At 65.9% G+C, this 22428-nt stretch carries 18 protein-coding genes and 1 tRNA gene; 12 read left to right on the forward strand and 7 right to left on the reverse strand.

Features of this window, described 5'->3' with window-relative positions:
- Positions 1–28: 28 nt before the first annotated feature.
- The 6 genes from gluQRS to AB4879_RS19500 all read left to right on the forward strand — a co-directional run bounded on the left by gluQRS (position 29) and on the right by AB4879_RS19500 (position 8451).
- Complete coding sequence (gene gluQRS / locus AB4879_RS19475) at positions 29–913, forward strand: tRNA glutamyl-Q(34) synthetase GluQRS (RefSeq protein WP_370508896.1); 885 nt, start codon at positions 29–31, stop codon at positions 911–913.
- A 45-nt stretch (positions 914–958) separates the two neighbouring features.
- Positions 959–2428 (forward strand): ABC transporter permease subunit, encoded by a 1470-nt coding sequence (locus tag AB4879_RS19480; RefSeq protein ID WP_370508897.1) that lies wholly within the window; start codon positions 959–961, stop codon positions 2426–2428.
- Entirely contained in the window at positions 2425–3198 is a 774-nt protein-coding gene (locus AB4879_RS19485; protein WP_370508898.1) for an amino acid ABC transporter ATP-binding protein, read from the forward strand. The genes AB4879_RS19480 and AB4879_RS19485 overlap by 4 nt, the downstream gene beginning before the upstream one ends.
- 29 nt (positions 3199–3227) lie before the next feature.
- Entirely contained in the window at positions 3228–4601 is a 1374-nt protein-coding gene (locus tag AB4879_RS19490; protein ID WP_370508899.1) for a flavin monoamine oxidase family protein, read from the forward strand.
- Positions 4602–4652: 51 nt separating this feature from the next.
- Complete coding sequence (locus AB4879_RS19495) at positions 4653–6647, forward strand: Ig-like domain-containing protein (protein WP_370508900.1); 1995 nt, start codon at positions 4653–4655, stop codon at positions 6645–6647.
- Between the two features lie 76 nt (positions 6648–6723).
- The gene (locus tag AB4879_RS19500; RefSeq protein WP_370508901.1) at positions 6724–8451 is read left to right on the forward strand and encodes an amidohydrolase; all 1728 of its coding nucleotides are present in this window, start codon (positions 6724–6726) and stop codon (positions 8449–8451) included.
- A gap of 22 nt (positions 8452–8473) precedes the next feature.
- Here the strand turns inward: AB4879_RS19500 and AB4879_RS19505 are convergent, their stop codons facing one another.
- Genes AB4879_RS19505 through AB4879_RS19515 form a run of 3 tightly spaced genes read right to left on the reverse strand, consistent with a single transcriptional unit; the run spans position 8474 to position 11868 of the window.
- Entirely contained in the window at positions 8474–9694 is a 1221-nt protein-coding gene (locus AB4879_RS19505; protein WP_370508902.1) for a cytochrome P450, read from the reverse strand.
- A 16-nt stretch (positions 9695–9710) separates the two neighbouring features.
- On the reverse strand, positions 9711–10943 hold the full coding sequence (gene tgt / locus AB4879_RS19510) for a tRNA guanosine(34) transglycosylase Tgt (RefSeq protein ID WP_370508903.1): 1233 nt from the start codon (positions 10941–10943) through the stop codon (positions 9711–9713).
- A 25-nt stretch (positions 10944–10968) separates the two neighbouring features.
- Positions 10969–11868 carry a haloalkane dehalogenase gene (locus tag AB4879_RS19515; RefSeq protein ID WP_370509527.1) on the reverse strand — a complete coding sequence of 300 codons (900 nt, stop codon included), beginning with the start codon at positions 11866–11868 and terminating at the stop codon, positions 10969–10971.
- A gap of 182 nt (positions 11869–12050) precedes the next feature.
- Between AB4879_RS19515 and AB4879_RS19520 the strand changes: the two genes are divergently transcribed.
- Positions 12051–12563, forward strand: a complete 513-nt coding sequence (locus AB4879_RS19520; RefSeq protein WP_370508904.1) for a lipoprotein LpqH — start codon at positions 12051–12053, stop codon at positions 12561–12563.
- A gap of 71 nt (positions 12564–12634) precedes the next feature.
- Here the strand turns inward: AB4879_RS19520 and AB4879_RS19525 are convergent, their stop codons facing one another.
- The 3 genes from AB4879_RS19525 to AB4879_RS19535 all read right to left on the reverse strand — a co-directional run bounded on the left by AB4879_RS19525 (position 12635) and on the right by AB4879_RS19535 (position 14976).
- Positions 12635–13996, reverse strand: coding sequence for a wax ester/triacylglycerol synthase family O-acyltransferase (locus AB4879_RS19525; protein ID WP_370508905.1), 1362 nt, complete (start codon positions 13994–13996; stop codon positions 12635–12637).
- A gap of 141 nt (positions 13997–14137) precedes the next feature.
- Complete coding sequence (locus AB4879_RS19530; RefSeq protein ID WP_370508906.1) at positions 14138–14422, reverse strand: hypothetical protein; 285 nt, start codon at positions 14420–14422, stop codon at positions 14138–14140.
- Positions 14423–14538: 116 nt separating this feature from the next.
- A complete protein-coding gene (locus AB4879_RS19535) occupies positions 14539–14976 on the reverse strand; it encodes a hypothetical protein (protein WP_370508907.1) in 438 nt (145 codons plus the stop codon).
- A gap of 246 nt (positions 14977–15222) precedes the next feature.
- Here AB4879_RS19535 and AB4879_RS19540 point away from each other — a divergent pair, with 246 nt between their 5' ends.
- Positions 15223–16407, forward strand: a complete 1185-nt coding sequence (locus AB4879_RS19540; RefSeq protein ID WP_370508908.1) for an IS481 family transposase — start codon at positions 15223–15225, stop codon at positions 16405–16407.
- A gap of 51 nt (positions 16408–16458) precedes the next feature.
- Here AB4879_RS19540 and AB4879_RS19545 read toward each other — a convergent pair.
- Positions 16459–16529, reverse strand: a tRNA-Gly gene (locus AB4879_RS19545).
- Between the two features lie 173 nt (positions 16530–16702).
- Between AB4879_RS19545 and AB4879_RS19550 the strand changes: the two genes are divergently transcribed.
- The 4 genes from AB4879_RS19550 to AB4879_RS19565 all read left to right on the forward strand — a co-directional run bounded on the left by AB4879_RS19550 (position 16703) and on the right by AB4879_RS19565 (position 22423).
- On the forward strand, positions 16703–18484 hold the full coding sequence (locus AB4879_RS19550; RefSeq protein ID WP_370508909.1) for a glycoside hydrolase family 64 protein: 1782 nt from the start codon (positions 16703–16705) through the stop codon (positions 18482–18484).
- Between the two features lie 20 nt (positions 18485–18504).
- A complete protein-coding gene (gene dcd, locus AB4879_RS19555) occupies positions 18505–19086 on the forward strand; it encodes a dCTP deaminase (RefSeq protein WP_102805076.1) in 582 nt (193 codons plus the stop codon).
- Positions 19087–19242: 156 nt separating this feature from the next.
- Positions 19243–21015 (forward strand): hypothetical protein, encoded by a 1773-nt coding sequence (locus tag AB4879_RS19560; RefSeq protein ID WP_370508910.1) that lies wholly within the window; start codon positions 19243–19245, stop codon positions 21013–21015.
- 79 nt (positions 21016–21094) lie between these two features.
- A complete protein-coding gene (locus AB4879_RS19565; protein ID WP_102805078.1) occupies positions 21095–22423 on the forward strand; it encodes a UDP-glucose/GDP-mannose dehydrogenase family protein in 1329 nt (442 codons plus the stop codon).
- The last annotated feature ends 5 nt before the right edge of the window (positions 22424–22428 follow it).

Here is a 22428-nt window from a genome sequence, read left to right on the forward strand (position 1 = left end):
GGCGGATCCCCTGAGCTAGATTGCGGGCGTGACTCGCCCAACGCCGGGCGCAGGCCGGTTCGCTCCCAGCCCCTCCGCCGACCTGCACATCGGCAACCTGCGCACCGCAGTGCTGGCGTGGCTGTTCGCCCGCTCGGCAGGCCGAAACTTCCTGATGCGCGTCGAAGATCTCGACGACCGCACCCACGACGACGTGGCGCAGCGTCAACTCGACGACCTGGCCGCTATCGGTGTCACATGGGACGGTGAACCGCAATGGCAATCCCGGCAGCGGGAACGCTACGACACGGCGATCGCCGGGTTGGCGGAGCGCGACCTGGTGTACGAATGCTATTGCAGCAGAAAAGATATCCTCAGCGCACCGCGCGCGCCACACGCCCCGGAAGGGGCATATCCGGGCACCTGCCGTGACCTATCTACCGCCGAGCGGGCCGCCAAACGAGAGACGGGGCGACCGCCCGCGCTGCGGCTGCGTGCCGAAGCCGGCGAATTCACCGTCACCGACCTCATCCATGGCCGCTACACCGGGGTCGTCGACGATTTCGTGCTGCGCCGCGGTGACGGGGTGCCGGCCTACAACCTGGCCGTGGTGGTCGACGACGCGCGCTCCGGCATCGACCAGGTGGTCCGCGGCGACGACCTGTTGGCGTCCGCCCCTCGCCAGGCCTACCTGGCCGGGCTCCTCGGCTACCCGCAGCCGGAGTACGCCCATGTGCCGCTGGTCCTCAACGCCGAAGGCAAGCGACTGGCCAAACGCGACGGCGCCGTCACCCTGGCCGAACTCGGAGTGGCCAGGACGTTCGCCCTGATCACCGAATCGCTGGGCTGGCCGTCGTCGAACATGGCCGAGCTGCTGCGCCACTTCGACCCGGCCAGGTTGCCCCGCGACCCGTGGGTGTATCAACCGGTTTGATCGCAACCCTTGGCGGGCATCTCCCACAGCATTACTGTCCGCCGAATGCGTCATCTACCACGTGCAGCACTGCTGGCCATCGCGATGGTCGCCGCAGTGCTGATCGGCGGCTGCGCCAAGTCCGATAGTGGCGACCCGCTGTCCTCCGGTGTGCTGCGGGTCGGCACCGAAGGCACCTATGCGCCGTTCAGCTTCCAGGACCCCGCCACCGGACAACTCGCCGGTTACGACGTCGACGTCGCCAACGCGGTCGGTGAGAAACTCGGCAAGAGAGTCGAATTCGTCCAGACACCGTGGGATTCCATCTTCGCCGCGCTAGAAGCCAACCGGTTCGACGTGGTGGCCAACGAGGTGACCATCACCCCGGAGCGCAAGAGCAAATACGACCTTTCCGAACCGTATTCGGTCGGTGAAGGCGTCATCATCACCCGGGCCGACGACAATTCGATCACCTCGCTGCGCGATCTCAAGGGCAAGACCGCCGGTGCCAGCATCACCAGCAACTGGGCGCAGGTGTCCCGCGACGCGGGGGCGACGGTGGCCCCGGTGGAGGGATTCACCCAGGCGATCACCCTGCTCAATCAGGGCCGAGTGGATGCTGTGGTCAACGACAGCATCGCCTTTCACGCCTACCAGGCCGAGACCGACAACCAATCGGTGAAGATCAGCGCGACGATCGGCGACAAGAGCGAACAGGGCTTCGCCGCCCGAAAGAACAGCGGTCTGCTGCCGGATCTGAATCGCGCCCTCGACGAGCTGAAGGCCGACGGCACGTTGGCCGCGATCTCCCAGAAGTACCTGAAAGCCAACGCCACCGGTGCACCCGCATCCGGGGGCGCCGAAGCCGGCCACCGCTCGGTGTGGCAGCTGATCGGGGAGAACTTGTGGCCCTTGGCCAAGGCCGCGATCACGGTGACCGTCCCGCTGACCGTCATCAGCTTCGCCATCGGTCTGGTGATCGCGCTCGTGGTGGCCCTCGGCCGGCTGTCCAGGAACGTGGTGGTGTCGAACATCGCGCGGTTCTACATCTCGGTCATCCGCGGCACACCCCTACTGGTGCAGTTGTTCATCATCTTCTACGCACTGCCGCAGATCGGCATCAAACTCGACCCGTTCCTGGCGGCGGTGATCGCGTTCAGTCTCAACGTCGGCGGCTACGCCGCCGAGATCATCCGCTCGGCGATCCAGAGCATCCCGAAAGGTCAGTGGGAGGCCGCCGAGACCATCGGCTACCACTACGCCGGTGCACTGCGACGGATCATCCTTCCGCAGGCAGCCCGGGTTGCGGTCCCACCGCTGTCCAACACCCTGATATCACTGGTCAAAGACACCTCGCTGGCATCGACCATCCTGGTGACCGAACTGCTGCGTACCGCTCAGGTGGCCGCTGCGCCCACCTTCGAGTTCTTCGCGCTGTACGGCACCGCCGCAGCGTATTACTGGATTATCTGCCTGGTGCTCTCGTTCGGTCAGAGCCGCCTGGAGCACCGGCTGGAAAGGTACGTGGCGCGATGACTGACACCAGCGGCGCAACCGACTACCGGGTCGTCGCCGACGGCGTCGAGAAGGCGTTCGGTGACAACAAAGTACTCAAGGGCGTGTCGTTCACGGTGCGGCGCGGAACGGCGACCGCCATCATCGGGCCGTCCGGGTCGGGCAAGACAACGTTGTTGCGCACGTTGAACGCGCTGGACCGCGCCGACGCCGGCGTGATCCGGATCGACGATGTCGAGATCGACTTCGCCACGCCGACAACCAAATCCGAGGTGCGCAGGTTTCAGTCGCAAAGCGGGTTCGTGTTTCAGGGTCACAACCTTTTCCCTCACAAGACGGTGCTGCAGAACATCATCGAAGGCCCGGTGATCGTGCAGAAGCGCCCTAAAGAGGAAGCGATCGCCGACGCGGTCACACTTCTCGACCAGGTCGGACTGGCCGACAAACGCGATCAGTACCCCTACCAATTGTCCGGCGGACAGCAACAGCGGGTCGGTATCGCCCGGGCACTGGCGCTCAAGCCCAAGCTGGTGTTGTTCGACGAACCGACGTCGGCACTGGATCCCGAACTGGTCGGCGAGGTGCTCTCGGTGATCAAGGAACTGGCCGTCGAGGGCTGGACGATGGTGATCGTCACCCACGAAATCCAATTTGCCAGACAGGTTTCCAACCAGGTCTTGTTCACCGATGGTGGAGTGATCCTCGAACAGGGCCCGCCCGACGAGGTGCTCGGCAATCCGAAGGAAGTCCGAACCCGCCAGTTCCTCGAACGGGTCCTCAATCCCCTGTAGCCGGACCGGCGCTGTGCCACAGTGTCCAGATGCCGAAGCAGACGCAGGTCGACGCGGACGTCGTGATTGTCGGGGCCGGGCTTTCCGGAATGATCGCCGCCCGCACGGTGCTGGCGGCCGGACTCACACCGGTCGTGTTGGAAGCCGACGAGCGCGTCGGCGGTCGCATCCTCACCGAGGAGGTCATCCCGGGCCTACCCGTGGAGCTCGGCGCCCAATGGATCGGCGACACCCACGAAAGAATGTTCAGGCTGGCCGCCGAACTCGGCGTCAAGACCTACCCACAGTTCGACGACGGTGAGACGTCCTATGACCTTGTCGGGTCGGGAGTGTTGCGCGAGAGCGAATTCCACGCACGATTCGGCGGCGAACTGGCCGAGCTGGAGCGCGTACTGCGCCGGCTGGACGAGCTCGCCACCGAGGTGCCCGTCGACGCTCCGTGGTCGGCAACCCAAGCGGCCGAATGGGATTCCATCACCGCGGGCGCATGGTACGACGCCCAGGGACTGTCGCCGGTGGCCCGCACCCTGGTGGAGATCTGCACGGTCGGGATTCTCGCGGTGCCGACCGCGGAGGTGTCATTCCTGCACCTGCTGTTCACCATCCAGACCTGCGGGGTGACCTCGGAGCTGTTCGCCGAATCCGAAGGAGGCGCCCAGACCACCCGGTTCGTCGGCGGCACGGCCGAGATCCCGCGCCGACTGGCCGCGCTGATCGCCGATCACATCATGCTGAGGGTCCCGGTACAGCTGATCGAGCACTCCGCCGACAGTGTGAGCGTGCACTGCCGCGGCGGAGTGGTCGCCCGTGGGCGCCGTGTGATCGTCGCCATCTCACCGACTCTCGCGGGCCGCATCATGTACGACCCTCCGCTTCCCGGGACGCGCGATCAGCTCACGCAGCGTCTGCCCAATGGGTCCGCCATGAAGGCGTTCTTCGTCTACGACGAACCCTTTTGGCGCACTGACGGATTCAACGGCCAGCTGATCTCCGATGTCGGCCCGGCCCGGATGTCCAACGACACCTGCATCCCCGGCGACGATCACGGGGTGATCCTGATGTTCCTCGAGGGCGAACAGGCCCGCACCTTCGGTCGCCTACCCGAAGACGAACGCCGTGCGGCGCTCACCGCCGAGCTGGTGCGCCATTACGGCGGCAAGGCCGCCCATCCCGAGTTCTACGTCGACGGCGAATGGTCGGACCGGCAGTGGACCCGCGGCTGCTACAACGCCAACCTGGGCCCGCATGTGTGGACGGCCTACGGTCCGGCTCTGTCGGCACCCATCGGCGTGATCCATTGGGCATCAACCGATACTGCGACGTATTGGAGCGCCTACATGGAGGGGGCAGTCGACGCCGGTGAGCGGGCCGCCCGCGAAGTTGTTGCCGCGCTGACCGACTGACTTACGCTACGCTACGCATCGTAATCACACCGTTTGCCCGGGGGTCCTGAGATGAGCCGTTTCGCCGTCCACTGTGATGGCCGTGGCTACGGTGGACTCGTCGGCCGAGTCGGCGCGCTGGCGTTGTTCCTCGGTATCGGGATGGCGGTGAGCCCCGGCCTGGCCTCCGCCGACCCCAATACCGCCGATCACGCGTCCTCACGCGCTCACTCCGGCGCCGTCAGGGCACCGAGTGCCGCGAAACCCTCAGCGAACAGCTCGATTTCGAGTGCTGCCCGGGATACCAGGGGCTCGATGAACAGTTCGCGCCCGGTGGGTGCTCGCTCACCGCGCCCGACGAAGCCGGTCGCGGCCCGCCGGTCCGGTCAGGCACCGGCACGTCTTCCCGCGCCTGACGACGCGCTGGCGGCCGCAGCCCAGTGGATACGGCGACAGGTCGGCGTTACCTTCTTCAACGCCTCACCCACCATCGGCTACGACCCCGCCCAAAACGGCACCTCCCCCTACGGCGTCGTCACCGGCAGCCTCAATGCCACCGATCGCGAAGGCGACCGGATTTCCTATGTGCTGACCTCTGCGCCTGCGCACGGCAGCGTGATCATCAAGGCTGACGGCACGTTCTCCTACGTGCCCAACGCCGAGTTCGCCGCCTCGGGCGGCACCGACACCTTCACCGTCCAGCCCAGTGACCACGCCGGAAATCCATTCCACATCAACCTCGCCGGCGTTCTGAACGCCGACCCGACCGGCGGTCAGACGCAGATCAGTGTCACCGTCGCACCCGACTCGCCCGCTCCGCCGGATCAGCTCCAGATGGAAGCCCTGGCCGCGCAGATAGCCAATTCACCCCAGCTGCAATGGACGAAGAACGTTCTGCGGCCATGGTGGATCGCTCTGGCGGCGTTGAAATACCTCCCTGCCGGTGGGCTGGACGCCGGTAACGTGACCCGGCTCAACCAAGCCCTTGACGAGTTCACCTTCGGTGTCGCCATGCGGATGGTCAACTCCGACCCAGCTCGCCCGAAGATCCTCACCTATGAGATTCCACCCCACGACTGGGGCCCGTTGGCCATCGCGGGCGGCCGGTGGGCATATGACAATCCCGATTCGGTGTATCGGACGATTCCGGTCAACGCCAAGTACTCGTACGTGATCACCGGCAAGTTCGTCGGCGATCCGCCGGCTGACCTGAATTTCTCGGTGTACACCGACCCGAACGTCACGAACTCGGTGGACAACATCGGACTACACGATCTCGTGGTCAATCCGGACGGAACGTTCACGATCACGGTGAACTCCGCATCCGACGATGGCACTCCCAACCACCTGCACATGACCCACGACGCTCAGCAGGTCTTCATCCGCGACACGCTGGGGCAGTGGACGGACTCGCCAGTCGAGTTGTCGGTCCAGCGCGTTGACGCGCTTCCGGCTGCCGCCCCGAAGACCTACGACCAATTGGTGCACGGGGCCGTCTCACTGGCGCTCACCTCAGGAGTCGCGCTCTACGGGTTGATGCTGCTGCCGTTCATCCAGCCGGTCAATTCGTTGGGTAAGCCCACCCACACCTTTGGAACCCTGTCCACGCAACGACAGAGCTCGACGTTGTTCCACCTCGACGACGACCAGGCGATGGTGATCACGGTGACACTCGGCGACGCCGGGTATTTCACCACCCCGGTCACCGACGCGTGGACCATCACTCCCGACTACCGAAATCACCAGAGCAGCTTGAACTCTTCGCAGGCCGTGCAGAATCCGGACGGCTCCTACACGTTGGTGCTGTCCAAAACAGATCCGGGAGTTGCCAATTGGGTCGACACCGGCGGGCTCTCCCAGGGCAGTCTGTTCGTCCGGTGGCAACTGCCGAACGCCAACGCAGATGCCGGCCCGCCGACAGTGACCTCGCGCGTGGTGCACGTGGAAGACCTGGCATCGGCTCTGCCGTCGAGCACCGTCTACGTCACCCCTGAGCAGCGGGCGCAGCAACTCGTTGCGCGGCAGCAGGCCTACGACTCACGCTTCGACCGGTTTTTCGTGGCCTAGAACGACTTCCGCTGCGGCATCATCGGTAACGGTCAACCGTGCGCCGGCCCGTCCGGTACACCGAAAAGGAGCACTGGTGGGTAACCGATCGATTCTCAAGGCCTCCTCGGTCATCACGATGGACCCCAAGCACCCCCGGGGCGAGGCCGTCGCCGTCGACCACGACACCGGGACCATCACGGCGGTGGGTTCACTCGCTCAATGCCAGGCTGCGGAGCCGGGCGCCTCGGTCGAGGATCTCGGCTCGACCGTGTTGATGCCCGGGCTCATCCAGGCACACGATCATCCCGTTCCCGCCGCCGTGCTATGCCAGCAGCCGTCCCACTGGATAGCCCCGTTCGTCGGCTTTCCCAGCTGGACCGAGGTGGAGGCGCTCTTCGACGGACTGCGCACAAGAACGCCTGCCGGACAACCGCTGTTGTTCAACGGCCTTGACCGGCTGCTGCTGTCGATCCCGATGCCGGACCGTGCCAGCCTGGACCGCTACTTTCCGGACCATCCGGCTCTCATCTTCGACATCACCGGCCACGCGTTGTACTTCAACTCCCGCGCCACGCAATTGTTCGGCTGGAAGAATGCCACACCGCCGGCCGATACCCCGGACGCGCGATGGACCCGTCGCCCCGACGGGACTGCGGGCGGAGTCGGATTCGAGACCCAGGCAACGTTGATGGCGCTCAGTGCCTTCCTGCCCGGAGTTGTCCCGTCACCCCTGGTCAATCTCGGCGCGTGGTATTCCACGTTGGCGCGCAACGGTTTCACCGCGGTCGGGGATCTGGGCTTCGTGAGCCGGCTGCGTGCGCCGATGGAGGCACTGGCGGCGCTGCCCGGCTGCCCTGTCCGGTACTCGCTGTATCAGACCACCTACGATCCGGCGGCACACTCGGACATGGACTTCGGCGAGCTGTCCGGCATGATCCGCCGCGTCGGGTACAAGATCTGGATGGACGGCAGCCCGTCCATCGGGACGGCCGCCATCAGCGTGCCCTATCTGGACTCCGCCCGCGCGCGGATCGCCGACGTTCCGGTGGGTTCCGCCCCGGGGTTGTCCGTGCTGAACTACTCCCTGGATCAGTTTCTCACTCTGGTAAACCAATTCGGCAACGAGGACTTCCAGATAGCGACGCACATCAACGGCGATGCAGGGATAGACGTCGTACTCGACGGCTACGAGCAGGCACTGAGTCGTCTCGGGCTCACCGGCTCCGACCACCGTTGGCGCGTGGAGCATTTCGCCACCCCCAGCAGGGAGCAGTGCGCACGGGCGGGCGCGCTTGGCGTCACTGCCTCGATGTCACCGTTCCAGGCGCTCTACTGGGGCGACCTGTATGACGGCGTGATCTTCGAGCCGTCCTACGGAGCCCGCTGGCAGCCGTATCGGGACGCCTACGACGGCGGGGTCCGGCCGACGTTCCACAACGACGGTTACCTGTCACCACCGCTGCCCTGGCTGAACATCCAGAACGCCGTGACCCGGCGCAGCGCGTCCGGGACGGTTCACGCATCAGAGCAGTCACTCACTCTCGACGAGGCGCTGCAGGCGCACACGATCAACGCCGCCTGGCAGCAGAAGCGCGATCACGAGATCGGCTCGATCACGGCGGGCAAGCTCGCCGACTTCGTGCTGCTCAACACCGACCCCCACACCGTCGCCCCGGAGCGGCTGCAGGAGACCATCCAAACACTGGGCACCTGGGTTTCCGCCCGCCGCGTCGATATCGACAGCTTCATGGCGGCGGTCAAGGGAATTGCGCCGCGCTACGACCAAGCGCTCATCGGTGGGGCGCCCCCTCACCAGTGCTGAGCAGACCGGCGGACGGCCGGCTCTATACAGCGACGTCCAGGCGCGCCATGCCGCGCAGCGTGACATGCGGCTTATAGGTCGGCTCAGCGGCCAGCCGCGCCTGCGGGAAACGACGGGTCACCGCGGTCAGCGCAACCGCGGCCTCCATGCGCGCCAGCGGCGCACCGAGGCAGAAGTGCGGTCCGTGCCCGAATGCCAGGTGGCGGATCGGGTTTCGGGTCGGGTCGAAGTCGTCGGGCCGCTCGGTCGATGCCGGATCGCGATGTGCCGCCGCCAGGAGCAGCATCATGATGTCGCCCTTGGGGATTCGCGTGTCACCGATCTGCATGTCCGCGCCGGCCACCCGGCTGGCCAGTTGCACCGGTGGGTCGTAGCGCAGTGTCTCCTCGATGATGTTCGGGGCCAGGCTCGGGTCGGCGCTCAATGCCGTCCAGTGCTCGCGGTGCCGCAACATCGCCAGGATGGCATTGGCGATGAGATTGACCGTCGTCTCGTGCCCGGCGATCAGCAGCAGGTTGCAGGTCGCGACGATCTCCTCTTCGGTGAGCTGGTCACCGGATTCCTCCACGGCGATCAGGCCCGACATCAGGTCGTCGCGGGGCTCCGCGCGGCGGCGCTCCAGCAGTTCGCGCAGGTAGCCGCGCAGCCACATTCCGGCCTTCAGCCGTTCTTCCAGCCCCTGGGGCTCGCCGGTGAACGTGGCGAACGGATCTAGTCCCTGCGCCAAAAGTGTTGATGCCGAGCTGAACTGCGGTTCGTCCTCGATCGGCACGCCGAGCAACCGACAGATCACCGCCACGGGCAGCGGATGTGCCAGCTGCTCGATGGCGTCGAATTCGCTTGTCTCGGCGGCTTTGTCGAGCAGATCGTCGACCATGGTGGCGATGTCGGGCCCCAGCGCCTTGACCACCCGGGGCGAGAACGCCTTACTGACCAGTTTGCGCAATCGGGTGTGATCGGGCGGGTCGAGGAACAGAAATCCGGGGGTGCCGAACGGCCGGGGCTGCTCACCGGCGTCGATGGCCCGCTGCGCGGCGGTCGATTTCAGCCGGTCGCTGCACGAGTCGGGGTGCCGCAGCACCTCGTCGCAGTCGGCGAAGCTGGACATCACGTGCAGGGTGGACTCGGGAATCAGCATCGGGCTGCGGTCGAGGATCTGCCGGTACACGGGGTACGGGTTGGCCCGGTTGGCGGGGTCGAGCAGTTTTACCAGCAGCTCTTGCGGCTCGGCGGCAGCAGTCATCTACCTATTGTGCACGCTATTGTGCACGCGTCGAATGGCCGTAGTAGTTGCCGAGAGCATCCTCGCGGAGTTCGTCGAACTCACCCGCCACGATCGCGGCGCGGATCTGGTCGACCAGGCGGATGATGAACCGCTCGTTGTGGATCGTGCACAGCGTGGCGGACAGGATCTCCTTGGCTTTGAACAGGTGATGCAGGTAGGCCCTGGTGTAGTTGGCACAGGTGTAGCAGTCGCAGTCGGCGTCGATCGGGGTGAAGTCCCGCCGGTAGCGTGCGCCGGTGATGTTGAAGCGCCCGGTCGGCGAGTACACCGCCGCGTTGCGCGCCACCCGCGACGGCGACACGCAGTCAAAGGTGTCGGCACCCGCGGCGATAGCGGCGAACAGGTCGTCGGGCTCACTGATGCCGAGCAGGTGACGCGGCTTGTCGTCAGGCAGCTCGTCGACGCACCACCCGACGATCGTGGCCAGGTTCTGCTTTTCCAGCGCTCCGCCGATGCCGTAGCCGTCGAAGCCACGCCCCTCGGAATCGACGATGCCGGCCAGGTCCCGCGACGCCTGACGGCGCAGATCCTCGTACTGCGCGCCCTGAACCACCCCGAACAGCGCCTGCGCTGGCCGCTCCGGACGTTCCGCGGTCAGCCTGCGGTGCTCGGCGATGCAGCGCACCGCCCAGGCTTGGGTGCGTGCAACCGACTCCTCTTGGTAGCCACGGGTATTCACCAGCGTCGTCAACTCGTCGAAGGCGAAGATGATGTCGGCACCGATCTTGTGCTGAATCTGCATCGACACCTCGGGAGTGAACCGGTGCGTCGAGCCGTCGAGATGCGAAATGAACGTCACGCCGTCGTCGTCGACATGCGCCAGCCGCTGCTTGCCCTCGGCGATCACGTCGTCGGCCTGTACCCGATTGGCGTCCATCGACAGGACCTTGCGGAACCCGGCACCCAGCGACAGGACCTGGAACCCGCCGCTGTCGGTGAACGTCGGCCCCGGCCAGTTCATGAACGCGCCGAGACCACCCGCCTCGTCGACGATGTCAGGACCGGGCTGCAGGTAGAGGTGGTAGGCGTTGGACAGAACGGCTTGCGCACCCAGCTCGCGCATCGTCTCGGGGAGCACCGCCTTCACGGTGGCCTTGGTGCCGACCGCGATGAAAGCCGGGGTGTGGATGTCGCCGTGGGGCGTGTGGATCACGCCGCTGCGTCCCCGCCGGCCGGGCAACTCCGCGTCGACGGTGAAGAAGGGCACGTCGACATCTAACCAGCGCGCCGCCTCACTCCAGGAACCGCACGATGTGGCCGGCCAGCTCCTCGCCCGCATCCTCTTGGATGAAGTGCCCGGCCCCGTGCAGCGTGGGGTGTTCGCGGCCCTGTGCTCCTGCCATCTGCTGGAAGATCGGCGCCATCGCCCCGGTGATCGGGTCGCCGTCGCTGAAGGCCACCAGCATCGGCGTCGAACCGGCGGTCAGGGTCGCCCAGGCGCGCCGGTTCGCCTCCGACGCTGGGTCGTCTGGGGTGGTGGGCACCAGTCCGGGCATTGCCCGCGCAGCGGCGGTGAAGCTGTCGTCGGCGAAAGGGGCGTTGTAGGCCTGGCGAACGTCGTCGCTCATCGGCCGCAGGCATCCCGACTCGACGAATTGGCCGACATCGATGCTGGGCGAGTCCTGGATGGCGCGGCGGAACTGCCACCACACCTCGGGCATGTTGAAGTCACCTGTCGGCAGACCGGTGTTGGCAACGACGATGCGGGTGAATCGGTCCGCGTTCTCCGCGACCAGGCGCAGCCCGATCAGCCCACCCCAGTCCTGTCCGAACAAGGTCACTCGGTGCAGATCGAGGACGTCGAACGCGAGTGCGCGCATCCACTCGACGTGGCGGGCGTACGTGTGGTCCTCGCGGCGGGTGGGTTTGTCGGAACGCCCGAAACCGACCAGATCCGGACAGATGACCCGATGCCCTGCGGCAGTGAGCACCGGGATCATCTTGCGGTACAGAAACGACCACGTCGGTTCGCCATGCAACAACAGAATTGGATCGGCGCCCTCCGGGCCTTCGTCGATCCAGGCCACTCGTAGACGGCCACCCTCGTCATCGTCGAGCTCGCAATAGTGCGGTACATAAGGGAAATTCGGAATTTCAGCGAATCGCTCGTCGGGTGTACGCAATGTCTGCATGACCGTGAAGATACCGACTTTGCCTGTGCGGCCCGTCATTTGCCCTGATGATGAGGAAAGTTTCGGCTCCTTGACTGGCAGACGAGCTTTTTGTCCATTCCTGCCATCACCCGGAATCGGCGCACCATAATTTTCTCGATGATCCGTCAACGTCGATGGATCACCTACATAAGGAGAAATCGGTGAAGCGTGCATTGGTGGTGACCGTTGCCGGCGCCGCGGTCCTGGTGGCCGGATTGTCAGGTTGTTCGAAAGACGACAACAAATCAACGTCGACGACGAGCGCAACGGCGAGCACATCCGCGGCCGCTACGACGACGAGTGCGGCGGGATCCCCCAGCGCGACCGCCGGTGCAGGGACCGCCAAGGTGACGATCGACGGTCAGGCGCAGAACGTCCAGGGTCAGGTCGTCTGCGCGACGGCCGGCGGCAACCTCAACATCGCGATCGGGGAAGCGACCACCGGCATCGCCGCCGTCCTGTCCGCGGATGCCTCTTCGGTGCAGTCGGTCGGCCTGGGCAACGTCAACGGCGTGACGCTGGGTTACACCGCAGGCGTGCCCGGCGGGGCGAATGCCACCGCCACCAAGGACGGCAACACCTACACGATCAGCGGAACCGCGACGGGCGTCGACATGGCCAACCCGATGCAGCCGGTGACCAAGCCCTTCGAGATTCAGGTCACCTGCCCGTAGCGGCAGGCAGGACGAAGCGGCGGCGCCCCGAGGGGTCGCCGCCGCTTCATTTTTCAGAAATAAGCCCCGTACTAGACCCCAACCGCCTTTTCCAGCCCGGCCAGCGAGTCCTCCAGCTGAGCCAGCAGCCGCTGCAGATGCGGGATGCTGCGCCGGCAGCCGACCAGACCGAAGTCGAGGTTGTCGGCGTTGTTGGACATCGTGATGTTGAGCGCTTGGCCGTCGAGCGCGATCGACAACGGATAGTTGCCGTCCAGGCGTGCGCCGTGCCAGTACAACGGCTCGCGGGCACCCGGCACGTTGGAGATCACGATGTTGAACGGGGGCGCTGCCGCGGCGGCCAGCGCCGGCAGCAGGGTCAGGGCCAGCGGAGCCATGTTGAACGCCGACAGCGCCAGCTGCTGGATCTTGGGCAGCTGCAAGAACACCTCTTTGTTGCCACTGATCGACGCGTTGATCGCCGCCAGGCGCTTGGCCGGATCACTCTCGTCGGTGGCGAGGTTGCACAGGATGGCGCCGACCTGGTTACCGCCGCTGGACTGGTCGTGCTCGTCGCGCAGATTGACCGGAACCATGGCGATCAGCGGTTTGTCGGGCAGGGCGTCCTGCTCGATCAGGTAGGCCCGAAGCGCGCCGGCGCACATCGCCAGGATGACGTCGTTGACGGTGACACCGGCGGCGTCCTTGATCGCGATGATGCGTTTGACCGGCCAGGACTGCGCGGCCACGCGACGAGCCCCACCGATCGGGACGTTGAACATCGTCTTGGGCGCCTCGAACGGAAGGGTCAGCTGCTGTTCGAGGAGGGCAGCTCGCGCGATGGTGACCGCTGAGGGCGCCAACCCCGCGAGTGATCCGGCCGCTCGTCTCAGCCCGCCCAGCGGCGACCCGCCGCCCTTGTCCTTGTTACGTGCGCGCGGCCCGATGGTCCACGGCGCCCGGATTTCGTCGTCGAGCGGATCTGTCGACAGGGTGCGCCGAGTCAGCTTCATCGCCGAGACACCGTCGAGCAGCGAGTGGTGGACCTTTGTGTAAACGGCCACCCGGCCGTCGTTGAGGCCCTCGACCAGATGGGTCTCCCACAGCGGCCGGTGCCGATCGAGCAAACTGCCGTGCAGCCGCGAGGTCAGTTCGAGAAGTTCACGGACCCGACCGGGCTGGGGCAGCGCCGAGCGGCGCAGGTGGTATTCGAGATCGATGTCCCGGTCGAAGGCCCACGTCAGGTTCGCGATGCCGCCGAAGAACGCACCGGGATGCTTGCGGAACGTCGGTTGCACGTCTTGGTAGGTGAGCAGGTCGTTGTAGATGCCAGCCAGGAACTCCGGGCCCATACCCTCGGGCGGCTCGAACAGCTGCAGGCCACCGACGTGCATTGGATGTTCTCGGGACTCGGCGAGCAAGAACATCGAGTCGGTCGGTGAAATCAGCTCCATCGATGACCTCCGCTTAGATTTCTAACCCGTGTGCCCATTACACCGGTTTGCCACACGGATTTCCTCGCGCCGTCGCACCCGGGCCAGCGGTGGCCGCCGCGAGTGTTGCGGATGGATCCGCACAACGGAATCGGCTCGGGGTCAGTGGTGTCCGCCGCCGCCCCCACCGCCGCCACCGCTGTGGTTGCCGCCGTTGAAGCCGGGCTCGGCCACCTCGGCCTCGGTGAGCTGATCGCTGGTGTCGGGAATCATCGTCGGGGCGCAGTTCATCGAGAAGCTGTCCTCGGTGTCACTGTCCTGGCACTGGGCCGCCAGCCGCGGCGCGGGTTCGGCGATGGCGAACACCGCGACAGCCGGCGCCGCCGCGATCGCCAATCCGATTGCGGCATAGAGCAATCGTCGGGTGTTGGTCGAAGCGGTCGTCATGATCTCAAACCCCCTGGCATACAACGTTGAATCCTCAAAGCGCCAGGGTAGGTGAGGTTCCTGGGAATCGCGACGCGTCGGGCGCTATTCACAGCCATGCCGCAGCCGGTGCGGTGTCAGCCGGCCGTGCCGATGCCACTTCTGGAGATCGTGAATCCGCGACCGCCCGCCGCGGTGCAGCTGACCCCGCTCTCCTCGGAGAGGCACCTGAATTGTCCGAGCGCCATCGTCTTTCCGTAGGCGAGCATCGGGATCCCCTGCGCGGCGTCGCCAAGGCAGCTCACGCCGGTACACGATTTGAACGTGCCGTCGTTGTTCAGCGTGACGGACTGGGGTGGGCTGTCGGTCTGGCAGTAGACCCCGTCTTCGCCGACGCGGCCGCCGGTGTTGATCTCACAACTGATGTTGCGCGACGGGGAGTAGAAGCCGCAGTACTGGCCCACTGATGTGCAGACCGAATCGTCAGCCGCAGCACCCGGTGCACCGAGAACCGAGCCGACGACGAAAACGGTTGTCGCCCCGACAAACGCCCGAGCCCGCAGATCTTTCGCCATGCTTACTACCTTGACTGATGATGTCAGGATTTGCCGGCGATTCAGCAAACCACCTGCGCCGAGCGTGCGGGTTGTCGTCGACATATCGCGCCTTTACCACCGAGATCACCCACTGTCGGCGAACAAAAGCCCCGCAACCCGCAAGGGGTCCGGGGCTTATGGCGGTGGCGGAGGTGTGATGCTTCAGGACATAGGAATGGGGTGTGTCAAGACATCGGAATAGCTTGACGGCGTGACGTTAAGTGGATGTCGAAGGCTCGCCTGGTCATCACCGCGGTCGTTATCGAGGGTCGTAGCCAATCTTCGGTGGCTCGCGAATACGGGGTGTCTCAAGGGTGGATCAGCCGGCTGGTCGCGCGGTATCACCGCGACGGCGAAGCCGCATTCGAACCACGTTCGCGGCGCCCGCACACCAGCCCCACCCGGCTGGCGCAGTCCAGCGTCGATCTGATCATCGAGCTGCGAGACAAGCTGACCAGCAAAGGACTCGACAACGGGCCCGAGACGATCGCCTGGCACCTGGCTCATCACCACAGCCTCACCGTGTCGACCCCCACGATCATCCGGCATCTACGCGCGGCCGGGCTAGTCACTCCCGCACCCAAGAAACGCCCCAAAGCGTCCTACACCCGCTTTGCCGCCGACCTTCCCAACGAACGCTGGCAAGCCGACTTCACCCACTGGTGGCTAGACAAGCGAACCCACGTCGAAATCCTCTGCTGGATCGACGACCACTCCCGCTACGCACTCTCAGTCACCGCACACCCCCGCGTCACCGGACCCATCGTCCTCGACGAATTCCGGAAAACCTATGCAGTCCATGGCATCCCAGCCTCGACACTGACCGACAACGGCATGGTCTTCACCACCCGACTATCCGGCGGCAAAGGCGGACGCAACATCTTCGAAGTCGAGCTCCACCATCTGGGGATCCGTCACATCAACTCCACCCCCAACCACCCCACCACCTGCGGCAAGGTCGAACGCTTCCATCAAACCCTCAAACGCTGGCTCACCGGCCAACCCCGCGCCACCACACTGGCCGGCCTGCAAGCCCAACTCGACACCTTCATCGACGAATACAACCACCGCCGCCCACACCGATCCCTGCCACACAAGGCCACCCCACACACGGCCTACACCAGCCGGCCCAAGGCCCAACCCGGCAAACGCACCGACACCCACGACCGCGTGCGCCGCGACCGCGTCGACGACTACGGCACCCTCACCCTTCGCCTGGCCGGCCGCCTACACCACATCAGCATCGGACGAACCCACGCCCGAACCCGCGTATTAATGCTCGTCCAAGATCTCCACGTCCGGATCATCAACGCCGCCACCGGCGAACTCATCCGCGAGCTAACCATCGACCCCACCAGGGACTATCAACCCCGCGGCGTGCCCTGCGGCCGCCCAAAGAAAAAGCCCTAAACCCCCAACAAGGGTTCAGAGCTATTCCTATGTCCTGATACATCACAAAAGAGCCGATGACGGGAATCGAACCCGCGTATTCAGCTTGGGAAGCTGATGTTCTGCCATTGAACTACATCGGCGATGGACACAGAGGTTAGCACTGTGGACAACCGTGGTGTGACAAGAGACCGCGTGACCGAGATAGCAAAGTGCTGAGCGGCGGGTGGAAGTCGACAGAATTGCCGCCAATCGGCTGCGATGCGGATCGCTATCGGAATAACATGGCGCTTCCAGCTATGTCGAACGGAACCTCATGAAGTACGCCGCGCACGTTGGTTGGGTCGGAGCATCCGCGGTGGCCGCCGGTATCGGGGTGGCGCTGCTCGCCAACCCCGCCACCGGTCATGCCGAGACCTCGAAGTCTGACACGACGAGCAGTTCACGGCCCTCCCCGGCAAAAGCAACGGCGTCCAGCGCCCGAACCGTCCGGCGCCCCGCCTCAGCCCCATCGAAAGCCCGCACCGCGCCTGCCCGCGTCAAACCGGTGTCCGCCGTCGACGTACGCCGTTCCGTCCAAGCAGCCCAACGTAATTGGTACCAACGCACGTTCGAAGCCGTCACTCCGACGTTCCCGTCCCAGACCACATCCGAAGCGTTGGATCCCGGCGAGACCAGTGACCCATTCCAGCTCGGGGGCGTCGACACCGACGGGCGCCGGCTGACCTATGCGGTCCATGGGCCCGGCACCAACGGCGGCACTCTCACGATCTCCGGCTCCCAGGCGGCCTACACCGCCCCCGCGGACTGGAACGGCACCGACCCCTACACCGACACCTTCCAGGTGACCACCTCCGACTTTTGGAGTGGCCCGCACATCCACGGCCTGGCCGGCCTGGTCAACTTGCTGACGTTCGGTCTGATCGGGTCCAGCGGTCACAACGCGTCGGGCACCGTCACCGTGTCCGTCGCGCCGTACAACGCAGGCACATTCCCGGTCGACTTCGTCAACAACTCGTCGTACGACAGCGGGCAGATCTACGTCACCGTCCTCGGTCAGACCTCCAAAGATCACTGGGCCTGGGTGGACCAGAACGGAACGACACACGCGATCAACCACGAAGACGCCACTGCGCCAGGCCACTTGGTCAAGGACGGGGTGAACTACGCGAACATGTCGTACACCCTCGGCCAGGCCGCCAACCTGCGGATGCCGCCGGACCTGCAGGGTGCCAGGATCTACGTGTCGGTCGCCCAGCCGCTGTATATCGGTATCAGCCAAGACAATTCAGGCTGGACCGTGCCCGACCCCGTCGGCGTCACCAACCCCAACTACGGCACCGTCTACGACTGGTTCGAGTTCACCTTCCAGTACGGCGGAGTGCCCTTCGGCGGCAACACCACCCAGGTGGACCAGTTCGGGCTGCCGCTGAGCTTCACCCTCACCCAGGGCTCCTTCTCCGACACCCGCGGTACCACCACCACGCGGAACCAGGTGTTCACCACCTACCAGAATTCCGTACCGACCGAATTCCAGCAGCTCGTCATCAACGACGGCCAAGGCAACCCGCTGCGCATCGCCTCGCCCCGGTCCGTGCAGCCCGGTGCGCTGGCGCAGTACCTCGACGAGCCGGTCGACGACTTCTGGACCACATACAAGACCGAGTCGTTCACCTTCACCTCGCCGGGCAGCTACACCGTGACCGGCCAGGTCAACGCCAACAACCAGTTCGCCTACACCGTCACTGCGCTCAATCCCGCCGGGGTCTCGGGGAACTACGTGATGGACAAGCCGACGACAGCGCAGGTCTTCGCCGGTGACGGCCCCTTCGTCGGCACCCACGAGCAGGGCGCCTTCCTCGCCCAACTCGACGCCGCCTTCAACCGCGGGGTCGCCGCCTCGCCGGACAAGTGGGGCGACGTCGCGGCGTACTACCCCGCCGGCACGAAGTACAACTCCTATGCGAAGGTCTTCCACCAGCTCGGCCTGGACGGGAAGAACTACGGCTTCCCCTACGACGACGTGAATGGCCAGAGTTCGGTCCTCATCCTCACCAATTCGTCACCGCCGACCGCGGTCACCATCACGATCAACTGATCCGCCGCTACGCTCGTCGCGTGCTGCTCTCCGATCGTGATATCCGCGCCGCCATCGCCGACGGTCGACTGGGCATCGACCCTTTCGACGACGCCCTGGTGCAACCGTCGAGCGTCGACGTGCGGCTGGACAGCCTGTTCCGGGTGTTCAACAACACGCGCTACACCCATATCGACCCCGCCAAGCAGCAGGACGAGCTGACCAGCCTGGTCGAGCCTGCCAAAGGCGAGCCGTTCGTCCTGCATCCCGGCGAGTTCGTGCTCGGCTCGACACTGGAGTGCTGCACTCTGCCCGACGACCTCGCCGGCCGGCTCGAAGGCAAGTCGTCGCTGGGTCGGCTCGGCCTGCTGACCCACTCCACCGCGGGCTTCATCGACCCCGGCTTCTCCGGGCACATCACCCTGGAACTGTCGAACGTCGCGAACCTGCCCATCACGCTGTGGCCGGGGATGAAAATCGGCCAGCTGTGCCTGCTGCGCCTGACCAGTCCCGCCGAAAATCCGTACGGCAGCGCCAGCGTCGGCTCCAAATACCAGGGTCAACGCGGACCCACCCCGTCGCGGTCATATCAGAACTTTCTTCAGTCCGAGGCGGGCGCGTAACCTCGAAGCTCCAGGGTCAGGCACCGCCCACCAGCTAATCCGTTTGGCTGTAACAGCGCCGCTACCAGCGGCGATGAACTTTACGGTTGAGCGGCTCTAGCACGGTGGAGCGCAGTAACGGGTCGGGGAGATCCAGCAAACAACCTTGGAGGGGTAGTGGACATCGCACTCGGTGTGTCCATGACGCCGACGACGGTGCGCATGGTGCTGGTCGAAGGCGAGAAAGCCGACGGCGTGACCGTCGATCACGATGCCTTCGACATCCAGACCGGCGAAGGTGCAGCAACCGCGGCCGAGCAAGTGGTCGCGGCGATTCTCGGTACCCGGGAAAGCGCCGCCGAAGGCGGACACCGTCTGGTGTCGACTGGCGTCACGTGGACCGACCACGCCGCGGCGGCCGGACTGCGCGATGCCCTCGCGGCCCGCAAGATCGACGACGTCACCCTGGTGTCCGAACTGCATGCCGCCGGTTCGCTGGCGCAAGCCGTCGGCCAGACCGTCGGGTACGACCGCACGGCCTTGATGTTCCTGGAGCGCGACACCGCCACCGTCTCGGTGGTGGACACCGCGACCGGCGACATCGTCAAGGTGCAGACCGAAAACCTACACGCCCAGGACGCGGTCGCCGAACTGCAGCGGATGATCGCCGGCCTGGAAGCCATCGCCGAACCGCCGCAGGGCGTGTTCGTCCTCGGCTCCGGCGTGGACGTCGCGGCGGTCAAAGCACAGCTCGCGCAGGGCACAGTGCTGCCGGTGCACGCTCCCGACGAAGCCGAACTCGCGTTGGCCCGCGGCGCCGCGCTGGCGTCCGCGGCGGCACCACGCTACGACGCATCCACCGTCGGCCTGGGGTATGCCCAGGACCCCGATGGCACCACCGCAGGCAAGGTCTACCCGCCGGCCGGCGTGTACGCGGCAGGCGCGAATACCGAGATGTCGGAAGCCGGCACCCAGATGGCCGCCGCCGGCTACATGGCCCCGCTCGGCTATAGCGAAGTGCTTGACGAGATGGACGGCGACCTCGGCTACGACTCGGTGCCGTACGACTCGGTTTCCGAGGAACTCGACTTCGCTCCCGACGACTCCGGCCGCAAGCCGTTCCTGCTGGTCGGAAGCGCCCTGACGTCGATCTTCGTGGTCGGCGTGGTGGCGCTGGTGATCTCGCTGGCCGTGAGCATCCGGCCGACTGTTGACCAGCGGCCCAGCCCTGCCGAGGCCGTGATCGTGCCGAACAGTCAGCCGGCCGGACCCGCCGTCGAGCAGGCCGCGCCGCCGGCCCCGCCGTCGGCACCCTCGGTGCCCGACACCATCCAGGAGCCGATCCCGGTGGTGCAGCAGGCCCCCCGGACCGTCTTCGTGACCCCGGCCCCGCAAGCCCCGGCACCGGCCCCAGCAGCCCCGGCGCCCGCTCCCGAGGCGCCCGCCCCCGTTCCGGAGGCACCGGCTCCCGCGCCGGCCCCGATCGCCCCGGTGATCCCCGCTCCGATCCTGCCGCCGCCGATCATCGTGCTGCCGCAACCGCTGCTGCCGCCGTTCCTGCGGCCGCCGCGGCAGCGGGACTACCCGTCGTACCCCTCGTCGCCGAACTACCCCTCCTATCCCTCGTCGCCGCCGCAGACGCCGACCTACCCGTCGTCGCCTCCCACGCAGCAGCCGTCGTATCCGTCGACCCCGCCGACGCAGCAGCAGCCGCCGTCGCAGCAGCCGCAGGCACCGGTCACGGAAGCGCCGAGTAATCCCCCTCCAGCCGCTGGTGGCTCGGGTGGCTACGGCTCGGGTGGCTCGGGTGGCTACGGTGGCGGCTCGGGTTCTAGTTCGGGTTCGGGTTCGGGTTCCGACGGTGGTTCACGCTCGGGTGATTCCGGTGGCTCGCGCAGCGGTCGCGGATCGCAAAGCCCGCTGTGGCCGTTCCCGAGTTTCGGTCACTGACACCCGAGTTCACCGGGCGTTAGCTTCGCGCTCAGTGTCGCGATGCGGTCCCATCATCGGGGCTGCGTACAGAGGCAGTATGCGTTGCACTGTCTTTGGCACCGGGTATCTGGGCGCGACTCACGCCGCCGGAATGGCCGAGCTCGGCCACGACGTCGTCGGGATCGACATCGACCCCGGCAAGATCGCGAAACTGTCCTCGGGGGACATCCCGTTCTATGAGCCCGGACTGGCAAAGATGTTGCAGGACAACCTCTCTGCCGGTCGCCTGCAGTTCACCACCGATTACGACGTGGCAGCCGACTTCGCCGATGTGCACTTCCTGGGCGTTGGAACTCCGCAGAAGAAGGGCGAATACGGCGCCGATCTGCGCCACGTCAACGCCGTCATCGACGACCTGGTGCCGCGGCTGACCCGCCCGTCCGTAATCGTTGGCAAATCAACGGTTCCGGTGGGGACGGCCGCCGCGCTGAGCCGTCGCGCCAAGGCGCTGGCCGCCGACGGCGTCGACGTCGAAGTCGCCTGGAATCCCGAGTTCCTGCGTGAGGGGTTCGCGGTGCAGGACACCCTGCACCCGGATCGGATCGTCGTTGGCGTACAACCCGATTCGCGACGTGCTGAGGCGGTGTTGCGGGAGATGTACGCCTCCCTGCTCGCCGACGGTGTGCCGTTCCTGCTGACCGACCTGCAGACCGCTGAGCTGGTCAAGGTGTCCGCCAATGCCTTTCTGGCCACCAAGATCTCGTTCATCAACGCGATCTCCGAGGTGTGTGAGGCGGCCGGCGCCGACGTCCGCGTCCTGGCCGACGCGCTGGGCCACGACCCCCGGATCGGACGGCGATTCCTCAACGCGGGACTGGGTTTCGGTGGCGGCTGCCTGCCCAAGGACATCCGAGCCTTCATGGCCCGCGCCGGCGAGCTCGGCGCCAACCACGCGTTGACGTTCCTGCGTGAGGTGGACAGCATCAACATGCGCAGGCGCACCCGCATGGTCGAGCTGGCCACCACCGCATGCGGGGGATCGCTGCTCGGCGCGAACGTCGCCGTGCTCGGGGCCGCGTTCAAGCCGGAATCCGACGATGTCCGGGATTCCCCGGCGCTCAACGTCGCCGGCTTGTTGCAGCTCAACGGCGCCACCGTGAACGTGTACGACCCGAAGGCGATGGAGAACTCCCAGCGCCTGTTCCCGACGTTGAATTATTCGACCTCCGCCCTGGAGGCCTGCGACCGCGCCGACGCGGTACTGCTGCTCACCGAATGGCAGGAGTTCGTCGACATCGATCCCGACGAGCTGGCCCAGACAGTGCGGGCCAGAGTTGTTGTCGACGGCCGCAATTGCCTGGACACTGCCCGCTGGGCCACCGCGGGATGGAAGGTTTACGCCTTGGGGCGCCCGGCGTTGACGTAGGTTTC

Source organism: Mycobacterium sp. SA01, assembly GCF_041287105.1.
Lineage (GTDB): Bacteria > Actinomycetota > Actinomycetes > Mycobacteriales > Mycobacteriaceae > Mycobacterium.

Excerpts from the sequence above, each read along its gene's own strand:
- AB4879_RS19480 (WP_370508897.1), top strand. The coding sequence starts at position 959 with ATGCGTCATCTACCACGTGCAGCACTGCTGGCCATCGCGATGGTCGCC.
- AB4879_RS19485 (WP_370508898.1), top strand. The coding sequence starts at position 2,425 with ATGACTGACACCAGCGGCGCAACCGACTACCGGGTCGTCGCCGACGGC.
- AB4879_RS19490 (WP_370508899.1), top strand. The coding sequence starts at position 3,228 with ATGCCGAAGCAGACGCAGGTCGACGCGGACGTCGTGATTGTCGGGGCC.
- AB4879_RS19495 (WP_370508900.1), top strand. The coding sequence starts at position 4,653 with ATGAGCCGTTTCGCCGTCCACTGTGATGGCCGTGGCTACGGTGGACTC.
- AB4879_RS19505 (WP_370508902.1), bottom strand. The coding sequence starts at position 9,694 with ATGACTGCTGCCGCCGAGCCGCAAGAGCTGCTGGTAAAACTGCTCGAC.
- AB4879_RS19515 (WP_370509527.1), bottom strand. The coding sequence starts at position 11,868 with ATGCAGACATTGCGTACACCCGACGAGCGATTCGCTGAAATTCCGAAT.
- AB4879_RS19525 (WP_370508905.1), bottom strand. The coding sequence starts at position 13,996 with ATGGAGCTGATTTCACCGACCGACTCGATGTTCTTGCTCGCCGAGTCC.
- AB4879_RS19530 (WP_370508906.1), bottom strand. The coding sequence starts at position 14,422 with ATGACGACCGCTTCGACCAACACCCGACGATTGCTCTATGCCGCAATC.
- AB4879_RS19535 (WP_370508907.1), bottom strand. The coding sequence starts at position 14,976 with ATGGCGAAAGATCTGCGGGCTCGGGCGTTTGTCGGGGCGACAACCGTT.
- AB4879_RS19540 (WP_370508908.1), top strand. The coding sequence starts at position 15,223 with ATGTCGAAGGCTCGCCTGGTCATCACCGCGGTCGTTATCGAGGGTCGT.
- AB4879_RS19550 (WP_370508909.1), top strand. The coding sequence starts at position 16,703 with ATGAAGTACGCCGCGCACGTTGGTTGGGTCGGAGCATCCGCGGTGGCC.
- AB4879_RS19565 (WP_102805078.1), top strand. The coding sequence starts at position 21,095 with ATGCGTTGCACTGTCTTTGGCACCGGGTATCTGGGCGCGACTCACGCC.